The organism is Brevibacillus sp. FSL K6-0770 (assembly GCF_038000275.1).
GTDB lineage: Bacteria > Bacillota > Bacilli > Brevibacillales > Brevibacillaceae > Brevibacillus > Brevibacillus parabrevis.
Window position 1 is genome coordinate 5,766,119 of record NZ_JBBOBQ010000001.1, and the last position, 19,704, is coordinate 5,785,822.

Consider the following 19,704-nt stretch of genomic DNA (forward strand, 5'->3'; position numbering starts at 1 on the left):
TCCTCCTATTCAGGAATCAGTTCGTACATTTCCCCGTATTTTTTCCCGTCCGTAAAAAAGAGGCGGATGACGTCCGTTTTCCTGACCTCGATTTCTGGCAGCAGATTAACCCCTGGAGCCAAATCCCGAATAAACGGGTACTGCATTCCGTCATCCTTGTGAGCAGGTGGAGAGCCTTCCTTTTTCACATAGCACAAAACGTCTTTGGCAATCGGTATCTCCGAAAAAATCCGGATTTGCAAGGCTTGCTGCTTGCGAAACCAGCTACCGCTGCGCTTGAATGAGTAGTAGATTTTTGCCTTCCCTGTACTGACATGAATCACATGAGCGTCACCTTGCGGAACAAGCAGGATCGGCTTGCCGTTTTCCAGGCGGCAAGGAAGGATGCGATACGTGTACCTGCCGATGCCATCCGCCTTTTCGCACAGCCCTTTGTGCACCTTGTACTCCTCGCGCGTGTACAGCTTCCATTCGTGTGCTTCGATCAAGCTGACATCAAACGGCGCGCCGAACAAAGACTTGTGCACATAGACGCAAGGGACGTCTTGCCCCCAATGCCAGTTCAGCACGAAGTCACTCCCCTGCTGCTGGCACGTGACGTTTTTGATCAAGGCTTCCGTTGTTTCCTCCCGATTGATCATCGTTCATCATGCTCCCTTTACAGATCAAACCGCTTGCTCTCGCCTCTTGCTCCCAAAGCGCGCGGGCTTTGCTGTGTCGCCATTCTCCGCCGTTGAAAAGACGAGCCGCCACTGGCCGCAGCCGGTATGAACAGCGTAAACAGCGTCAAAATGACGGCAAGTACGGCGCAGGCGATCAGGCGCACCACGACATCCAGCAAGTAAATCGAGGACAGCCCCATTTCCAGTACAAGCCCCGCCAGCAGGCCGGACACCGCGCCGCCAATAATAAAGCTTTTCGCCAAATGACGATTGTCAAAAATCAGTCCCAAAGCCAAGCCGAGCAAACCGCCGATGATCAGCAAGCTGACCACGCGCAAAATCGCGTACACCGTGCTTTGTGCGGTTGCTCCCGTCCGTTCGAGAACGAGATTGCGATCTTGTCTGCTCATATCGTAAATCTGGCCAAAGATGCCCGTCATTTCGTCAGCGTGCTCGACGTTGAAATAACGGCCCCCGGTTTCAGCGGCAATTTGCTCCAAAAGACGCGTACCGTCCGCGTCCATCTGGCTCATTCCGACCGTATGGACGATCACCTGATGCTGCTTGAAAGGCGCCAGTGCAGCAGGAATATCCAGGCTGGTGTATCCGTCCGACATCAGCACAACCGTGCTGTTCTCGACTTGCTGGGCCGCGAGAAGCTGGTCAAGGCCCGCCTTCAACGCCAGATCGATGCTCGTTCCCCCATCTGTGCGGGGAAAATTCAACAGCTTTTGCACGACATCGTCCTTGGTTGCCTGGCTGCTCAGTGCTACGAGCGGCTGCAACACTTGTGTCTGATCGTTAAACGTGACGACAGCAATCTTCATGTCGTTGTCCATTTTTTGCACCATGTCCGCAGCAGCCTTGAACAGCTGGTTGTCCGGGTCAGACTGCTGCATGCTGCCAGAGGTGTCCAGCAGCATGACGATGTTGTTCGCTCCGCTCGATACTTGAAAAGACGAGCCGTACAGCAATTGGAGCAGCATCGCCACGACACCTACCATGACAAAGGTGCTCGGCACGAGCATTTTCCAGGAAAAGCCCAGATAGCGCTGCTTCCAGCCCAATCCGTTCAAACGCGGCGAGATCATTTCTGCGAGCAGGCACATCAACCCTACGAAAAAAGCATATTGACCAAAATAAAGTCCAATTAACAGCCAGTGCGCCATCTCGCCAGCCAGACGCTCCAGAATGACTTCTCCTACAAAAAAACCGATGACGCCGCCCACCAGACTGCAAACAACCATGAGCAGGCTCAGCTTCCTCTGACTCATGACGTTCCCTCCTCTCCCACGCGGCCAAACACAAAGCCGCTCTCCTCATAGGAGGAGTGATACTTCTTGTTGTTGCGGTAAAACATCAAATCCTCCACGCCGAATCCACCCATCAGGTTCATTTTTTCTATCCCGCTTTTTTGCTCTTCGTGGATGCAGCCTTGCTTGTAGGTTCTGTTGCCTTCATCCTGACGCAGCACGTACTGGACGAAGTCGTTGTGAATATCCGCGAACAAATACTTTTCCTCGTAACGGTGCTTTTGCAAGAAATGAAACACTTCGATATGAACCGCTGCCCGCTGTTCCAGCACTTGCGACAAGTCCAAAAACAAATCGTCACGGGTCAGGACTGTCCGGTTATCGTAAGCAGCTCCCACATTGGCCCGCGCAAGCAGCTCTGCTTCAAAAGACAGGGCAAACGGCGAGCGGGTCAAAATCTCGTTGCGGCAAAACTGGCACAAACGCTCCACCAGCCCGGCTATCCGGTTTTGGAACAAAAGAGCGCCACTGCCGATGTAGCGCTGCTCCATGTAAAATCCGCTGCCTTTTGCCGCTTCCAGCGAGCGCATCGTGTCGCGGACGACCGACTCGTAATACTCGTCCACGTTTTTTCCCAAGTAATCGGTCGCTTCCCGAACGCTTGCCTGGGCGATCTCCCGCAGTTGCCTTTGCAAACCTTCCAGTTGCTCGACCTGTTCCCCGATCTGCCTGTGAATCGCCTCTGCCTGTCGCTCGTAGTCAACCAGCATGGCGAGCAAAAGCTCCCATTCCAGCAGTTCCAGCTTCTTGTCATAGACGACTTGCAGCAGATGGCGCGTAAACGTACGGACGCGCTCCTTGTCCCGGGTGAAAAAACCGCCTAACCGAATGTCCTGGCGATCGACCCGCTGCTGATAAATCTCGTTCAGCTCGGCACGGATCAACTCTACCTGACGGGCAGCTTCCCTGATTCCCGTTCGCAGCTCGTCCTGCAAATTCGCTCCGTTGGCCAGTTCCGCTGTCAGCTGGTAGGCGGCATACAAGCCGAAGCGCTCATCTGCCACGACCTGATCCTGAATTACATCCGCCAAAGGCTCTTGCGCAAGCATCCGCTCCAGCCTGGCCTTCGCGCCGGAAGCGATATTCGCTTCAAAAAAGGCTTGGCTGCTGCCGTCGAACAGCGCCAGCTCCGCTTCGCGCATCGTCATGCCTGCCAGCTCCCCATAGCTGATCCCCGACGTCATCAGCCCCGACATTTCCTCCAGCACGTGTGGATCAGGCAAAATCGCCGCCATTTTGCGCTCCAGCTCATGCGCTGACAGCCCCAGCTTTTCCCGCGCCTTTGTTTTCGGCACAAGCTCGCCCTCTCTCAACTGCTCCCAATAGCGGTCAAACACAGCCGCAAGCACGGTCAGCGCGATCGCATGCGTCGGCCGCTTCACTTTGGACAAGCCTGCTGTGGCAAACCTGGTCGCAGAGCCGTCTCCTGCCATATTGCGAATGAATTGCAGCTTGCTGTAGCCCTCGTTGCCTTCGCTGAACTCATGTTCTGCCTTTTTGTTGTTCAAAAGCACCAGCTTGCTGACCAGCTCGTAATTTTCCTGCATGCCGCCCTCGATAAACAAGCCTTGCTCCGTCTTGTCACTGAGCAGATAGGCAATCGAGAACAACGGCGCCCGCTCGTGCTCGACGGGCAGCTTGACGAGATCTTCCGTCACAAGCAGACGCGACCGATAGCGGAAATCGCTGCTTTGATAATGGTTCAGCTCTTCCAAAAAGCTGACCGAGAGCGCCGAGGAAAAGCCGAATGCCTCCCCGTTGTTTCGCTCTTGCAACAAAACATACAGATCAGCAGACACGTTTTTGAACAGCTCATTCAAGTAGCTTTTCAGAAGCAATGTCAGCTCGGGCAAAAGAATGGCAGCGGGATCATCGGCCCGGGTCACGACAGCGATATTTACTTGCTGAAAGGCCGAAAACAGCTTGCCCATCTCGGCAACGCGCACGCTCGCCAGCTTCATGAGCTTGTTCAGCTCTACCTTCCCTGCTTCGTCTTGCAAAAAGCGTTCGTGAACGGAGGAACGCATCGTCTTTTTGTCGACATCGGCTTTGGGCAAACGACAACCAAGCACTTGCGGGTGCTCCCACGTCTGCTCCTGATAAGCATGGACGTAGAGAACGCCGCGGCTGTTCTGCCAGTCACGCTCATTGCTCGCACAGACAGCTCGCAGCGCCTCCACGCACTTGTCCCCGACGAAGAGGAACAGCACGGGGTTTTGAATGCTCCGCTGTCCGTACCCGCTATCCAGCTGTCTTTGCAAATCTTCCACGTATTGGGTCGCGAACTCGTTAATCAAATCCCTCATGCTTCCTCCTTGCTTATTGCAGCGTTTTGCGCATGTCGTTTACTTTTGCCCAAACTTTTTTGTAGAACTGGTACATCTCTTCGCCATTCACATACTCGTCGCGGTCGTACTCCAGATCGTTTTTCACAGCCTGGAACGCCGTTGCAATCTCGTCCAGCTTATTCAGCAGCTGCTCGGTATTTTCTGCCGTCACAAACGCGTCGCTGCGCTTTGTCGCTTTGCGCTGGAGGGTCGCCATGCTTTTGTGGTCGAGCGCGCGGAATTTTTCATAGATGGCAAATTCCACGTGCTTGTTCACCTTCATCAAGTTGACGAACGGGTCCCACGCTTCCTCTTCTTCGTCCTTGTCGTAGACGTACAAGGCTCCGCGCTTGCAAATCGTGCCTGTGTAGAGCGCCTCGATATAGCGGGTCAAAATCTCTTCCTCGCCCTGGATGGCGTTGACGATTTGCTCCAGCTCCTGGATTTTCGCTTCGATTTCCGCGTATTTGCGGTCTTCTTCTTCCAACAGGCGAATCAGTTGCGGCGAGCGAATCAAGTTTTCCTTCGCCAGCTCTTCGTTGATGCTGCCGAAAATATCCCGCACCGTTTCTGCCGGAAGGCCGTCTCTCATGAAGCCTTTCAGCTCAGCCAATGCTCGCTTGATCTCGCCGGGACTCAGCTTGGCGTTGCCTCCCTGATGCTTGTCCAGAAAAGCGGCGACGGAGAACGGTTTGGTCACGACGCACTCATAGCGGTTGCTCGTCTTGCTGTCGTCGCCTTTTTCCCGGATGCTGCCGTAGCGCAGTCCGCGGTCAAACAGTTCCCGCACTTTTGCGTTGTAGGCTCTGATCCGGTCGTTTTGATAAGTGTCTCCCCACGATTTTTCCGGGATTGGCGACGGGAGGTACGCCCAGTTGTTCTTTTCGGTCTGCACGAGGTGGCGGCCAATGCCTTCCCGGTCGAGAATCGTGCGCTCATAGCTTTCTTCGTACACTTTCAGCGGCGTGTAGGCAAACAGCGGAACGCCGTTTTTCGTATTCAGCCAGAAAATCCGGTTTTTGACTTCGCTTTCTTTTACCGTGAACCGCGAACCGCTGATGGCTGTGTCCTGGTAGTTGCGGATTCCTTTCAAGATCGACGGTGCTTTCAACGGAACAGAGACGAAGCCCCAGGAAGGGAAGTGCATGTTGCCGAGATTGTTGCTCAGGTGGAAGACCGGAATCGCCTCTTCGTCCAGCTTGCTGGCGATTTTGCGCTCCACGATGCGGTCAAGCGTCTCGTCCTGCCCGTATTTGATCACGAGGAACTCTTCCATCGACTTCGTAATCAGCTCGCCGAATTTCTCCGAGAGGAACTCCGAGATCGAGCTGACGATATCCAGCTCCTGTTCTTTGACCCACTTGTCGGAATGGCGGAGCAGCTCGCTCGTGAAGTCGCGGATCAGGTCCTCCGCATCCTTTTGCTCCAAAATGTTCCCGACTACTTTGGCAATGTCCGGCACACTGACGATGTTCCAGTAGTACGTTTTGTTGCCTGTGCGGTCACTCTCTTCCCCGCCGTTGATCAAAATGTCTCCGTTTTGCTCAAAAATCAGGTTGAGCGCGTTCAAAATCTCTGTGAACACGTTGTAAATGCGATTGTTTTCCGCATTCAGCAAACGGTGCAGCTCTTCGTAAAACTCGATCATTTGCTCCAGCTTCTCCTGATCAGCCAAAAGCTGGTACTCGTTGATTTTCGCTTCGATGTAGCTGTTTTTCTTTTTCTCCTTGGAGATAAAGGCGCTTCTCGCATCGCCGAGCTTTTCGTTGGCGTTCTCGTGCGCACCCTCAATCTCCCGCGGGTAGCTTTCCAGCGTCGCTTTCAGGCTCTCCACGTAAGAGAGGATCATTTTCATCAGGCAAAAGCCTTTGTCCGAATGAATCAGGCGGGACGCGTAAAACGGCCCTTGCTGCGGATGCAGGAAAACACGGGTAATCATTTCTCCGAACACGCCGATCATTTCGCCAGGCGTCTGCTTTTTGCATTTGATGTACGCTTCCCGCGCTTTTGCCAGGTAGCCTTGTTCCAGCTCATGATCGATGCTCACGACTTGCTGCGAAATGACGTTGCTGTAGTTCAGCCGTTCGCTGTTCTCATAGCCTGGCAACGGCTCCGGCACCCGCTCTTCGAATTTGCGGGAAATCGAATCGATATCAATGCCGAGCTTGCGGGCGAATTTCTCCGCATCCTCTTGCGTCGGAGCGACCTGGAACATTTTCTCCATCTTTTTGAACAAGCGGTATGCGAGATACGTCGTCATTTCCTCAATCGGCAAAACAGCGGAGGAAGCGCCGATGACGTTGTATTGGTAGTTGGCCGCGTACGATTTTGGCATCTGGTTGATGTTCGTACGGATGTTGCTGATGTAGTCGTGAATCGCAAATTCTTCGCCTGAGCGCTTTTCTTCGCTCGCCATGAAGTTCGTAATGTTCTCGGCGGTGACGTTCATGCAGTAGTCGTAGGCGTTTTCCAGCGCTTTGCCCTCAAGGTTGGTCGCCGAAATCAAGTGGCACAGGTTGAACGGCGGCATCGGCGACTGGACGGTCAGGACACTGCCGTATTGCTGACGGAAACGCTCCTGGCGCTCGTCCGCATTCATCCAGTAATCAAGCTCTTTCAGAGCCGCGTAGCCGTTTTTCATGATGTAGTCGCGCGTGTGCGAGCTAAGGCTTTTGTTCGACAGGTTGACGTCCGGCGTAAACAGATAGCCGAGCGTGTTGACCTTGTCCACTCCCGCGCTGCCGAAATCCCGCTCCAAAATCCCGCGCACGATGTAGGCGATATCGAGGAAACAGCCGCTGCCCGTTCCGCCGGACAGACCGCTCAACAGGAAGACCGTCAGCTTTTTGTTCGTGCCCTCGCAAAGCATTTTGATTTTTTTCTCGATCGTTTGCACGACTTGCGTGATTTTCGTGAACAACAGCAGTCGTCCTGCCTGGCGCACACCGGACGCACCGCTGATCCCGTCCGTAATCGTCAGCTCCGGCGAGAGCCAGTCCGTGATGTACGGCTCCAAAATGCTGCGGTTTTGCAGCACGCCGCCGATTTCCGGGTTGGACAAAAGCACAAACTCAGTCACCGGATCGAGTCCGATGCCTTTGTACTTTTTGTTGCGGTCGTGCTCGTTCGTCTCAAACGCGATAAATTCGATATTGTCCGGCTTCTCCTTGCGCTTTTTCGAAAGCGCGTCTACCGGCAGCTTGAAGCGTCTGTTCACCTGGTACTTCAAGCGCAGCAGCGCATCGATGCCTGTACCACCCAGACCGATGACGAGCATCGGGTTGTCGATGGTGTCTACACGTATTTTGTCACTGACGATACCGCCGCCAAGCGATACGTCCAATTGTTGGATATGCTCTCTCACTACTGCTTTCATGTTTGATCCACTCCTAGACGATGTAGTCTACAAAAACGGACTTGTTGACATTCGTTAATGAAATTTTGATGCGGTCGTTCTTCTTCAGTTCCTTGCCCCGGCTGACGTCGAGCACGCGCCCTGCCTTTTCGATCCGGCAGGTGGAGCGATTTTCGATGATCAGCGTGTCATTTTTTCCGGGCAAAAAGATGACTTTGTCAGTCTCCGCAAACTCCGGTGCGAGTTGCAGCAGTTGGTGCAGCTTCACTTTTCCCTTGAACGCGCTCAGTTTTTTGTACTGCGGACTGGATTTCTCTCCGGTATCCTCGTCCACGATCTCGATCGCGATCTGTCCCGCGAAGCCTTTGTTGGCCTTGCGCCAGATTGCCCAGGCGTACAAGCCGCCGCCAACCAGCAGGAGAAGAACCCCTGCACCTCCTAGTACGGTCAGCCACGGAAATGGTTTCGACTCAGCGGCTGGGCTGGTCGTAGTCGGCTGCTGTGTCGTTGCTCCCGTGCCTGTCTTTGCTGCATCAATCGCAATCGGCTTCGTCTCGCGATAAAAACTGCTGTCTTCCGCCTTGATTTTCAGTTCGTACGAATGGTCGGCCGGAATGGTGAAGCTTCCTTCAAACCCGCTTCCCGTGTTCTGCAAAGCCTGCTCGCTCGTCTTGTTATCTGTCTTGTCCGTCACGATCAACGTAGCCTTCATCGGCTTGTACAAATCAGGGCTGGCAAGCTTTTGGCCGTTGGACTCCAGTGCTGCCTTGATCGGAACAACATCCCCTGCCTTGAAGCTGGTTGCCTTGATTGGCTCCGCCGCAAGCTGCAAGTCGTAGTTGAAGATGAGGTTGATGTCGATTTTTTCCTTTGGCACGCCTTTTACTTGCAGCTTCCAGTCTCCCTGCTGCGGCTTCACCAGCTTGAGCATGGTGTACGCGTTCGACTTGGACAAACGCACTTCATTAGACGGGATCGGCACTTGTTTGCCGCTTGGATCGAACAGCTTCACTTCTACTGCTTTTCCAGACATGATGGAAATGTTTGCTTCCATGACGCTTGCGTTCGGAATGGAAATCGGGACTTCCTGGGTCTGGCCGTTCGCCGTGAAACTTTTCACCGGAACGACTTTCAGCTTCAAATGATTGGCAAAAATTTCACTTAATATTTGCGGGAGCTTGTCCGCTGTGCTTGTTTCGAAAAATTTACCATTCGTCTCTGTAGCAATTTGCTGCAAGGTCGTCCGGTTGAGCTGTCCATCCGCATTCAGCCCGATGGTGTAAATCGGATAGCCCTTCGCTTTTGCCGCTTTCACTGCCTCTTGTAGCTCCTGATCCGATTGGGACTGCGTCCTGCCAGAAGCCTTGTTCAAAAAGTTGTTGCCGTCCGCCAGCAAGACAATGATCGGCGCATTTGCCGGATCATGCCCTGCATCGAGAATTTTTACCGCCTCCGTCACTCCTACGGAAATATCGGTGTACGCTCCTTTTTGCAGACTGTCGATGAACGCTTTGATGTCCTTCTTGTCTTCCTCGGAATTAACTTGAATCAGCGCTTTTTCACGCTCGATTTTGTCGGTATACGAGACGACACCGATTTTGTTCGCCTGAATGGACGTCATGTCGACGAACATTTTCATTGCTTCATTGCTTACCTTGTTTTTGTCGCTTTGTGTCATCGAATTGCTGACATCGACGACCAGTACAGCGTCCATGTTGTTTCCGACGGTTTGCGCGTAGCCGGGATGAGCGCTCCAGATGACTGTGACAAACAGAAACATGAGACACAGCGCGTATCGATACCACATGCCAAAACGTAACTTTTTCATGGGAACCCCTCTTGCATACAGAATTTAAGCACTATTGCAAACGAAGAAAGACTGTGACACTATTACCACTAGATTGAAGAGTAGTGAAAAAGTAGTAGATAATTGCTTGTCCTCCTACTCGTAATACGATACGACGTGATTCTTTGTTACAGATTTCGACACTTTCATGAGGGAGAATTTTTATGTTAACTTACTTTCTTCTCTTTGCCGCTTTTTTGCTGCTGGCAGTGCGCTTTTTCAAGCTGCTGCGACTGAAACGGCGCAATCTCTCGGCAGCCGAAATCGACCAGCATCTGCATCGCTTGTTAAACGAGAAGAGGAATCAGCCATGAAAAAACGAATCGGTGTCCAATTCCGAAAAACCCGCAAAACAAAGCACGCTTTTGAACGAATCCAGGCCTGCAAGCGATGCCATACTTACCACGTGCTGTGGGATACGCACTGCGAGACATGCAGACGAGCGTACACTCCTGTGCGGGAAGTATCTGCTGCCGTGACTCGCCGGTATGTTCAGACACGCTTTTTGCTTCTGGGCTTGTTCGTCTGCCTCGCGATTCTCTGTGCCACGACTCTGACGGAGATCGCCATTGCCATAGGCGTTGGTCTGCTTTTTGTCTGCCTGTTTTTCGTTATCCAAAAAAAGTACGGCTCTTATGAAAAGGACGCTCAACTGCAAACCTTTTTCAGCCAGGAGGAAGAAGCTCTGAAAAAATCGTTTCTCTACCACCTGGAACAAGTAGGCGCTGACGTCAAAGCAGGACAGATCAAGGAAGCCTACGAAAAAACACGGGAAATCGGCTACTTCGTTGACTCTGATACGATTAAAATTCGCAAAATCATGTTTCTGAACCATTTTGTGCTGCGAAAAGACATGGAGCTTGAGCTGGAAACACTCATCCCATCGACTTATGACAAAGACTTTATGGAATATTTGCGTGAAGTAGTCAAAGTACAGCCATCGCTCGTCAAAAAAGCGGTGCTCGATTATGTCAGGCGCTACAAAGCGCAAATTTTGCTGCTCGAAAACGGCGAGCAACTGATTGGACAAGTGGCTGGTGCGGCGCTGCGGATGAGAGCGTATGTGGAAGAGTATCAAGATTTGATCATCGAGTTTATCGATTATTTGCCGCGTGAGCGACTGCTGCGACTCGCCAAAATGATCAGGGACCATCGCAACGAGAACTGGGAACAATTATACCATTTTGCTAAAAACAGGGTGGATACTCATTTTGCATTTGACCCTGACTTTAAAGGAGTATTGTGAGGGAGCAGCCTTTGATGAAAATATCCTCCTATCAAAAATCGCTCTTTGTCCGAAATGCCGCGCTCGTCCTGTTTTCGCTCGCACTTGTCGCTGTCTGCGTCAAATTGGCGCTCGGCTACAGGCAGATTGCGCTGTACGATCAGGCGAAGTCGTTTTATGACGCCAATCAATTGCTTCAAGCCGAGGAAAGCTTTGCCCGTGCCAGCGACATGGCGACGCTATCGTACGGAGACGAAGAGTGGACTGTTGTCATGACCCGGTTGAGCGCCATGCGCCGTGAGCTGGAGGAGCTTCAGCAAAAATTGCAGACGGCCATAATGGGTAAGCAGGACGAGAACGTGCTTGCTGCCTATCGGATTTACCAGACGATGCGGGAAAAGTACAACGGCACGGCTGGCACAGCCTCTGCCTTTTTTCAGCAGTTCACTGCGCAGATCAATCTGGAGAAAAAGTTGGCCGACTACTATCAGCAGGCGCTGCAACAGGCGAAGGCGCAGTCCAAGGAAAATCTGGAGAAGCAAAGCTATCGGGACGAGTCCTTTATCGACACGCTGATCGCCATTCCTGACGAGTATTACGGTGGAAAACAGGCGAAACAGGACGAGCTGCTTGCGCTTTTTGCCGACTATGAAAAAGCGAAGCTGCGTGCTTTGATTGCCAATGCCTCTTTTGACGAAGTAATCACGCGAACAGCGTCGAGCTTGCGCCACTACACGCAGCAAGGTGTCGATGCAAGCTGGCTGCTTACCCGGTTGGAAAAATACGCGAAGGACGAATTGAGAGAAGCGATTCGCAAGCAAGACCTTGCCGCCTTCGTCGACATGGCTGAGGCGTACCGCAAAATCGGGGATGTCCTCCCCACCGATTCGCCGACGCTCGAAGCGATCAGCAAGCAAGTGGAAGCCTACTTCAAGCAGGCCGAGCAATTGGTCAAAGCGCACAAGTTTCAAAAAGCGATTGAGCTGTATCAGCAACTGAATCCGTTGCAGGATATCAGCACGCTCGTAAGCGAAGTAGAGAATCGCTGGCTCGATTACGATCCCGGCCACATGCTGGAAGCGAAATATCCAGACAAGCTTTTTACCAAAATCACCTCCGGCACTGAGTTGTGGGGAGCCAAGCTCTACGCTTTCGGACTCGTGGAAGCAGACCAGCGTCTCTATCTGGCAGCGAAAATGCCAAATGACTCCCTGCTCTATCTGGAGCAGCCGCTCGAAGTCGACATGAAATCGGCTACCGCCAAGCTGGCGAGTGAGCTTGGAGCGGAAAAAGCTCCGTTGATTTTCGTGCAATCGGCCGGAAAAGAACGCCCATTTGCCTATGTCGGACTGCTGCCGGAGTTGTCCGCGGAAAAGTTGACACGGGTGTTTTTCGCAGAGGCAGATGATTTCGGCGTGGAAGATCGCGAGCATGTCGTTTTGAAAAATGCGGTCGGCAAAGGCGAGAAGGAATACGCCTTGTTCAAATTGACCAGGGATGGCCTTGAGTATATTTCCAAGCTGGCAGACATGCTCCCGGACAGCACGGACTCCGGGACTAGCGAGCCTGATGATGCTTCGTCGGTCGATCAGGGCGCGAGTGAGGGTGAACAAACGGATAACAGCTCTTCGTCCCAGACCATCCAGGTGTATGCAGGGCCAGGCCAAGAGTATCCGGTCATCGGTCAAGTGGCAAAAGACGCGCCGCCTCAGCCTGTCGAGGAGATGAACGGCTGGTATCGGATTGAGTTTGACGGAAAAGACGGGTGGATTCCCGCCAGAAAGCCTGACTCCGCTCCCTCTCCGTAAGGAAGTGCCAGTGCCTCGCCTATCGAAAAAGAAACAGCTTCCATCGCACGCTCTGTAATGCGGTGGGAGCTTTCTATTTTTTCCGTTGAATCCACAATCAGATTATTCTATAATTGCTCCTTAGTTCTTTGTTCACTTTTGGAAACAGCGAGGAGACCCACCATGTTTGGCATCGTTCATTATGAAGCGTTCTTGCTCACAGCAATCATGTTAAATCTGATCCCCGGCACTGACACGATGTACATTATTTCGCGCAGCATTGCCCAGGGACGACGGGCGGGAATCCAGTCTGTGTTCGGGATATTGACGGGCTCGCTGATCCACACGCTGCTCGCAGCCTTTGGTTTGTCCATGCTTTTGGCGCAGTCGCTTTTGCTTTTTACCATCGTTAAAATTCTCGGCGTCGCCTATCTTGTCTATCTCGGCGTTCGCATGTTCCTGACCAAAGAGCCTCTGTCGATGGATCGTGCCGCCACGCAGCACGCCAACACCGAGAAAGTGTATTGGCAAGGTGTTCTCACCAGTCTGACCAATCCAAAGGTTGCTTTGTTCTTCATTGCCTTCCTCCCGCAGTTTGTCAGTACGTCAGACGCCGGAGCGCTGCCTTTTCTCCTGCTTGGCCTGACTTTTACCGTAACAGGCGGAATCTGGTGCAGCATCATCGCGCTTTTCGCGTCATTTGCCACCGCAAAATTGCGCAGCAATCCGAAGATTTCTGTGGTATTGAACAAGCTCACAGGAGTTGTCTTCATCGGGATGGGACTGAACTTGCTGCGTGCTAAAGCTACTCCGTAAAAGTGAATGTTTTTTGCTAACAAAACCAACTGCCAAGTCGGGCTGGAGCCTTTCTCCGCCCGGCTTTTTTGTGCTGTAGAGAATTTGTATAGGGCGGAAATTTACTATGGGTTCAGGCATTTTTTTCTACTTCCTTGCATGGCGCAAACCGGGCAGCTTTTTTGAACCCGACAACTTTGTACGAAAAGATGCCATCGCTGGAACGGGCTCGCAAACGAGACAGGAAAGGAGTGAGTATGCACACAGGCATGGCTAACGAAGGGGGATAGACAAGTGCGGGTACTCGTTGGCATTGGATTTATCCTCGCAGGCTTGGCTTTTCTTTTCTACCCGCAATGGGAGTTGGAACGGCACGATCAAAAACAAAAACAACTCATCTACGCTTTCGAGCAGATGGGTAGCGTAAGCGAGCATGTACCAGCAGAAAAAACCACTGCGCCAACTGCTCAGACTTCTGCGCCCGCTGCCTTGCTTGCAGGGGCCAAAGGCGTGATCCGGATTCCTAAAATTGACTTGGAAATGATAATTTTTGCAGGCGCAGATTCCCTGGTTCTGAATAAAGGGGCCGGGATGATCGAGCCGGATAAGGAATTTGGAAAAAACAACGTCGGGCTGGCAGGGCATCGCGGAGCAACACGCGGCAAGCAGTTCAATCGGCTGGATGAGCTGGCGCCGAATGATGAAATCGACATTCAAACGAAAACAGCCAACTACCGTTTTGTCATCGTCAAAACGTTTGTCGTCGATCGCACTCAAGTAGAGGTGCTGGACGATCAGGCAGAGCCATTGCTCACCTTGGTCACCTGCACGCCTGTCGGAGCGAAAAACCCGCGGGAGCGATTGATCGTGCAGGCGAAGCTTTCCGCGAAAAGTTGACGATGATGCAACCAACCATCCATGCCGGGCAGCATTGGTTTTCTCTTCTGGCAGTGCTTTTTTAAATGACAGGAGGAGCTTATGCGAAGGAAATCTTGGATAGTTGTTGTGGCCTTCTTGCTCATTGTGCAAAGCCTTTTTGGCATGGCAACAACAGCTCATGCGGCATCAAATGGGCAAGTTGCAACCACAGCAGATGATGGAACGGGCACGAATCCGGGGGATGGCTCCGGTGCGAATCCCGGTGACGGCTCTGGTACCAACCCAGGCGACGGCTCTGGCACCAACCCCGGTGATGGCTCCGACACCAACCCAGGCGACGGCTCTGGCACGAATCCGGGCGACGGCTCCAGCACCAACCCGGGCAACGGCTCCGGCACGAATCCCGGCGATGGCTCCAGCACCAACCCAGGCGATGGCTCCGGCACGAATCCGGGCGACGGCTCCGGCACCAACCCAGGCGACGGCTCCGGCACGAATCCGGGTAACGGCTCTGGCACCAACCCCGGCGACGGCTCCGGTACGAACCCAGGCGACGGCTCTGGCACCAACCCCGGCGACGGCTCTGGCACCAACCCCGGTGACGGCTCCGGCACAAATCCCGGCACAGGCACGGGTCCCGTCCCGGGCGACGGCTCTGTCCCGCCATCGCCAAGCGCTCCCCCCGTTCCCCCGCCTGTCCTTGAAGTGCCTGTCCCACAAGGCGACGTCATAACCGAGAACATCATCACCAGCGTGGTTATGAAGGACAAAAACGGGAACAACATCGAGGAAATCCGACCGGACCAGGGATCGCGCGTTCAAATCGACTTCACATGGAAGCTGGAAGCAGGCCATGCTTATTCCGAAGGCTCTACTTTCTCCTTTCCATTACCGGACAAATTCAAAACAGACCGCGTCTTGACCGGAGACCTCGACGGAGGCTACGGAACGTACGAGGTGACAACAGACGGACAGGTCACTTTTACCTTCAACGATTCCATCAACGATGGGCAAGAGGTAGATAACGGCTACTTCTTTGTTTGGCGCGAGTTTGATGAACTGAAGTTTGAAGGGGGCACCAGACAGGAAATTGACTTCAAACTGGACGGAGTCGCCCTGATTCAGGTTCACTTCAAAAACAAAAACGACACTCAAATCAAAAAGGCAGCCAAAGCAAACAAAGGGATGAACGCCAGCGAAATCGACTGGACGGTTGATTTTAACCAAGGGGAGCACCCGATAAAAGACGCCGTATTTACAGATGAACTTCCAAACGGTCTGGAAATCGACATGACGTCCATCAAAGTGTACGCGCTGGAAGTAAATCTGAACGGCCTCGTCAATCAAAAGGGCGAAATCACTTCCTTTACCCCTGAAAAATTGACGACAGCCAACGGATTTACAATTAATTTCGGCGATATCAACAGCGCTTATCGAGTCACGTACAAAACCAAGATCACGGAAAGCAAAGATCAAACGTTTACCAACCAGGCCACTGTCACAGGAAGCAATCTTCCTGATGCCCTGAAAGACTCGGCAAGCGTCTCGGTCAAGTACAGCAAGCCCTTGACCAAAGGTACGCCTGACTACAAATCGGAAACCCAAACCATTACATGGTCGATCCAGTACAACTACAATGAGAAAACGATCCCGCAGGCCAACGCCTGGATCGCGGACACATTCGATACGAATCATCAGGAGCTTTTGCCTGGCTCTTTCACCGTTTATCAAATGAGCATCGACGACAACGGAAAGGCAACCAAGGCGGGAGCAGCTGTTACAAACTACACCGTAACGGACACTCCGACTGGCTTCAAGCTCCAGTTTGCCGAAGACGTGACAACAGCTTACGAGATCGTCTACCAAACCAAAGCGAAAAAGCGGGTCCATGAAGACAAATACACGGTGATCAACAAAGTGGAAAACAGCGCAGGCGATACAGCGGAAGCTCCAAGGGACATCAACCAGGAAATTTTCTGGAAATCGGCCAAAAAAGAACGGGTCAATTACGACAAGAAAACGATTGAATGGACCCTCTACCTCAACGGCGACAACTGGGAAATGGACGCGGGCCTGTTCATCACGGACAACTACGCAGGCCAGGGGCTGACACTCATCCCGGAAAGTGTGAAAGTCAGCGACTGGACGAACGAGCTGCAAAAAGACACAGACTACACGCTGGAACCGAATCCCGACTACGCAAAAGGCTTTAAAATCACGTTCATGAACAAACTGACCAAAAGCCATGTGATCACGTACGAAACCAGATTCGATCCAACGTCCAAAGACCGTCCGACCGCTTACAAAAACGAAGCTACGTTGAACTGGACCGAAAACGGTACGCCACAGACACCGATCACCAAATCGGCTACGGTCACTCCAGACCGCTACACCACGAACAACGGAAACAAGACGGGCACATACAACGCCAAGACGAAAGAAATTACATGGACAATCGATGTGAACTACAACCTTCACCAGATTTCCAATGCGATTGTGCGCGACTTTTACAGCGGCGAGCAAACTTTCGTGGACAACTCGCTGAAGGTTTACAAGCTGAAGCTGACGGGTGGAGCAAACGGTGTAGAAGTCGTGGACGAGGAAATTCCGTTCTCCAACTTCCAAAAGCTGAAGGAAAACGGCAACGACGGTTTTGAAATACACCTCGGCGAAATCAAATCCGCTGTCCGTATTACCTACAAAACCAGCCTGGAAAATCTCCCGGTCCAGAGCGAATACACAAACAAAGCGACGTTGCACGACAGTGACACCTCTACCCCTCCGCTCTTCACAGGATCAACGACTGTGAAGCCGAAATACGGCGGAGATTACCTGCTGAAAACAGGCCGTCAAGGTACGGGAGCAGAATCTGAGTACGCATTCTGGAGCATCATGATCAACCCGAGCCAGTCGCAAATCGCGGCAGGTTCCCAGTTGAAGGATACTTTGTCTGCCAATCAAATTTTGCTGCAAGACTCCTTCAAGCTGTACACAACCGATGTCTCTGCCAACGGAGCGCTGTTCAAATCAGCCGAGCTGGATGCGGCTGAATACACGCTGCACACAGAAGGCAATTCGTTTTCCATCACGTTCAAAAATGAACTGCACACAGCCTACATCCTCGAATACCAGTCGTTTATCAACGCTGACGACGGCGAAAAAATCGACAATGAAGCTTCTTTTGCAGGCAAAACCGTTGTCGGGGTCGACGATAAAGGGAATGAAGGCATCAAGGTGAAATTGTCCGGTGCAGGCGGCGGGGCAAACACACCGGGCAAAGGCCACATCCAAGTCATTAAAAAAGACGCTGACACGAAAGAGCCTCTGGCCGGGGCAGAGTTCGGGCTGTACGACAAATCGGGAGCGACTCTGCTGGAAAAAATCGTGACAGATGCCGATGGTCTTGCCCTTTCCAAAAATTACAAATACAAAACTTACAAGCTGAAAGAAATTTCCGCGCCAGCTGGCTACGTCATCCCGGATGAGTACCGCAGCGGCAAAGAGCTTATCTTGAAAGCTTCCGGCACGCCCGATCCCGCAGTCCCTTACACGCTGGAAATCACCGTGGAAAACAAACTGCTGCGGCAAGGTTTCGAGCTGACCAAGGTGGACTCGGAAAATGCAGCGAAGCAACTGGACGGGGCCGTTTTCCTGCTCCAGTTCGATAAAAACGGCACATTCGAAGACGTCGCTGAACTGACGACAGGACCGGACGGCAAGCTGTTCAAAGGTGATCTGCCAACAGGCGACTATCGTCTGGTAGAAAAAACAGCGCCGAAAGGGTACAAACTGGATACCACTCCGCAAACATTCACCATCGTTGCCAACCAGACGGAAATCGTGAAGCTCACCATGAAAAACGAGAAAAACGTCGGTTCGGTTGAACTGTTAAAAATCGACCACTTCACGCAGGAACCTCTCGCTGGCGTCACCTTCGACCTGCTTGACGCAGACGACAAACTGGTGCAAAGCGGATTGGCAACGAATGCGGAAGGCAAAATTACCGTTCCGAATCTCAAAGCCGGAAGCTACCAGTTCGTGGAGAAGACAACACTCCCGGACTATCAGCTGGCGGCTCCGCTGAAATTCGATCTGGTCGACGAAGGCACATTGACGCTTACTTTGACCAACAAACTGATTCCAGGCTCGATCAAACTGACCAAAGTAAGAGCAGGCTATCCCAACCACAAGCTGAAGGGAGCCGTTTTCACCCTGGAGGACGAAAATGGGCAAACCGTCAAAGATAAAGACGGGCTGGAACTGAAAGAATTGACGACCGATGACAACGGCGAACTGATTGTGGAGAACCTCAATCCCGGAAAGTATCAGTTTGTCGAAACGAAAGCTCCGGCTGGCTACATGAGAACAAGCAAGCCAATCGCCTTCGAGATCAAAAGAAACCAGGTCCAAGGCAAACACGTGGAAGTCATCGCGGAAAACCAAGTCATTACAGGAATCCCGCAGGCAGGCTCCGTGGAATTGCTGAAAATCGATCACTTTACGAAGGAACCACTCGCTGGTGTCACCTTCGATCTGGTTGATGCAGACGGCAAAGTGGTACAAAGCGGATTGATTACGGATGCGAATGGCAAAATCCACGTTGAGAACCTTCAGCCTGGAACGTACAAATTCGTTGAAACCAAGGCGCTTGCCGACTATCAGCTGGCAGACCCTCTGCGTTTCGACTTGACCGCTGGCGATCCGCTCTCCCTCACCCTGACCAACAAGCTGATTCCAGGTTCAGTCAAACTGATCAAGGTCAAGGCTGGAAATGCGAATCGCAAGCTGGCAGGAGCGGTCTTCACCTTGGAGGACGAGAATGGCCGGACCGTGCAGGACAATCTCACAACTGACGAGAACGGCGAACTGATCGTCGAGAACCTCAACCCTGGCAAATACGAGTTCATCGAGACAAAAGCGCCAGCTGGCTATGAGAAAGACAGCACGCCGATCGCCTTTGTTGTCCAAAAAGGGCAAACCAAAGGCAAACACGTGGAAGTCGTTGTGGAGAACAAGGTAAAAACAGGCGGCGGTACCGATCCAGATCCGAAAGAGCCGACCAAACCTGAAAAACCCGAAAAGCCGGATAAACCAGACAAACCGGATAAGCCGGACAAACCAGATACTCCTGAGCAGCCAGGTACTCCTGAGCAACCGGGCACTCCGGGACAACCGGGCACTCCGGGACAGCCGGGCACTCCGGGACAGCCGGGCACTTCTGGGCACTCCGGTACTCCTGGGCAACCTGCCACACCCGAACAATCCGGCAACCCTGAGCAGACGAACAACGCCGGGCAGACAGCAAGCCCCGGCACTCCTGCCCAGCCAACCGAATCCGCAGGCTCGAAAAACGCCAACGTACAAGACAACGCGGACGAAGCGTTCCCAAGCGGAAATGTGCTGCCACAGACTGGCGAGGAAGCACCAACGGGCTATTTGCTCGCCGGAATCTCCTCCCTGCTGATCGGTCTTTCCATCTTGCTGTATCGCAGAAAGAGCGCCGTATAATTCAAAA

General features: G+C 52.6%; 11 protein-coding genes. 6 read left to right on the top strand and 5 right to left on the bottom strand.

Annotation, left to right across the window (positions count from 1 at the left end; translation table 11 throughout):
- Positions 1 to 5: 5 nt before the first annotated feature.
- Genes NST23_RS27350 through NST23_RS27370 form a run of 5 tightly spaced genes read right to left on the bottom strand, consistent with a single transcriptional unit; the run spans position 6 to position 9,485 of the window.
- The gene (locus tag NST23_RS27350) at positions 6 to 641 is read right to left on the bottom strand and encodes a beta-mannanase (protein ID WP_340965021.1); all 636 of its coding nucleotides are present in this window, start codon (positions 639 to 641) and stop codon (positions 6 to 8) included.
- Between the two features lie 17 nt (positions 642 to 658).
- Positions 659 to 1,936: a vWA domain-containing protein gene (locus NST23_RS27355; RefSeq protein ID WP_242773625.1), complete on the bottom strand. Its 1,278-nt coding sequence runs from the start codon at positions 1,934 to 1,936 to the stop codon at positions 659 to 661.
- Positions 1,933 to 4,281 (bottom strand): hypothetical protein, encoded by a 2,349-nt coding sequence (locus NST23_RS27360; RefSeq protein WP_173600084.1) that lies wholly within the window; start codon positions 4,279 to 4,281, stop codon positions 1,933 to 1,935. The genes NST23_RS27355 and NST23_RS27360 overlap by 4 nt, the downstream gene beginning before the upstream one ends.
- Positions 4,282 to 4,294: 13 nt before the next feature.
- A complete protein-coding gene (locus NST23_RS27365) occupies positions 4,295 to 7,678 on the bottom strand; it encodes a tubulin-like doman-containing protein (RefSeq protein WP_340965024.1) in 3,384 nt (1,127 codons plus the stop codon).
- A 13-nt stretch (positions 7,679 to 7,691) separates the two neighbouring features.
- Positions 7,692 to 9,485 (bottom strand): vWA domain-containing protein, encoded by a 1,794-nt coding sequence (locus tag NST23_RS27370; protein WP_122962410.1) that lies wholly within the window; start codon positions 9,483 to 9,485, stop codon positions 7,692 to 7,694.
- Positions 9,486 to 9,667: 182 nt separating this feature from the next.
- Between NST23_RS27370 and NST23_RS27375 the strand changes: the two genes are divergently transcribed.
- From NST23_RS27375 to NST23_RS27400, 6 genes are all read left to right on the top strand, one after another.
- Entirely contained in the window at positions 9,668 to 9,817 is a 150-nt protein-coding gene (locus NST23_RS27375; protein WP_007778284.1) for a hypothetical protein, read from the top strand.
- Positions 9,814 to 10,749: a hypothetical protein gene (locus NST23_RS27380; protein ID WP_122962409.1), complete on the top strand. Its 936-nt coding sequence runs from the start codon at positions 9,814 to 9,816 to the stop codon at positions 10,747 to 10,749. The genes NST23_RS27375 and NST23_RS27380 overlap by 4 nt, the downstream gene beginning before the upstream one ends.
- A 14-nt stretch (positions 10,750 to 10,763) precedes the next feature.
- A complete protein-coding gene (locus tag NST23_RS27385) occupies positions 10,764 to 12,536 on the top strand; it encodes an SH3 domain-containing protein (RefSeq protein ID WP_340965027.1) in 1,773 nt (590 codons plus the stop codon).
- A gap of 162 nt (positions 12,537 to 12,698) precedes the next feature.
- Positions 12,699 to 13,331: a LysE family translocator gene (locus NST23_RS27390; protein ID WP_122962408.1), complete on the top strand. Its 633-nt coding sequence runs from the start codon at positions 12,699 to 12,701 to the stop codon at positions 13,329 to 13,331.
- Positions 13,332 to 13,604: 273 nt separating this feature from the next.
- On the top strand, positions 13,605 to 14,207 hold the full coding sequence (locus NST23_RS27395; protein ID WP_122962407.1) for a class D sortase: 603 nt from the start codon (positions 13,605 to 13,607) through the stop codon (positions 14,205 to 14,207).
- Positions 14,208 to 14,288: 81 nt separating this feature from the next.
- Positions 14,289 to 19,697 carry a SpaA isopeptide-forming pilin-related protein gene (locus tag NST23_RS27400; protein WP_340965030.1) on the top strand — a complete coding sequence of 1,803 codons (5,409 nt, stop codon included), beginning with the start codon at positions 14,289 to 14,291 and terminating at the stop codon, positions 19,695 to 19,697.
- Positions 19,698 to 19,704: the final 7 nt, after the last annotated feature.

What these genes read in the sequence shown, in the direction of transcription:
- NST23_RS27350 (WP_340965021.1), bottom strand. Translation starts at nt 641, where the DNA reads ATGATCAATCGGGAGGAAACAACGGAAGCCTTGATCAAAAACGTCACG.
- NST23_RS27355 (WP_242773625.1), bottom strand. Translation starts at nt 1,936, where the DNA reads ATGAGTCAGAGGAAGCTGAGCCTGCTCATGGTTGTTTGCAGTCTGGTG.
- NST23_RS27360 (WP_173600084.1), bottom strand. Translation starts at nt 4,281, where the DNA reads ATGAGGGATTTGATTAACGAGTTCGCGACCCAATACGTGGAAGATTTG.
- NST23_RS27365 (WP_340965024.1), bottom strand. Translation starts at nt 7,678, where the DNA reads ATGAAAGCAGTAGTGAGAGAGCATATCCAACAATTGGACGTATCGCTT.
- NST23_RS27370 (WP_122962410.1), bottom strand. Translation starts at nt 9,485, where the DNA reads ATGAAAAAGTTACGTTTTGGCATGTGGTATCGATACGCGCTGTGTCTC.
- NST23_RS27375 (WP_007778284.1), top strand. Translation starts at nt 9,668, where the DNA reads ATGTTAACTTACTTTCTTCTCTTTGCCGCTTTTTTGCTGCTGGCAGTG.
- NST23_RS27380 (WP_122962409.1), top strand. Translation starts at nt 9,814, where the DNA reads ATGAAAAAACGAATCGGTGTCCAATTCCGAAAAACCCGCAAAACAAAG.
- NST23_RS27385 (WP_340965027.1), top strand. Translation starts at nt 10,764, where the DNA reads ATGAAAATATCCTCCTATCAAAAATCGCTCTTTGTCCGAAATGCCGCG.
- NST23_RS27390 (WP_122962408.1), top strand. Translation starts at nt 12,699, where the DNA reads ATGTTTGGCATCGTTCATTATGAAGCGTTCTTGCTCACAGCAATCATG.
- NST23_RS27400 (WP_340965030.1), top strand. Translation starts at nt 14,289, where the DNA reads ATGCGAAGGAAATCTTGGATAGTTGTTGTGGCCTTCTTGCTCATTGTG.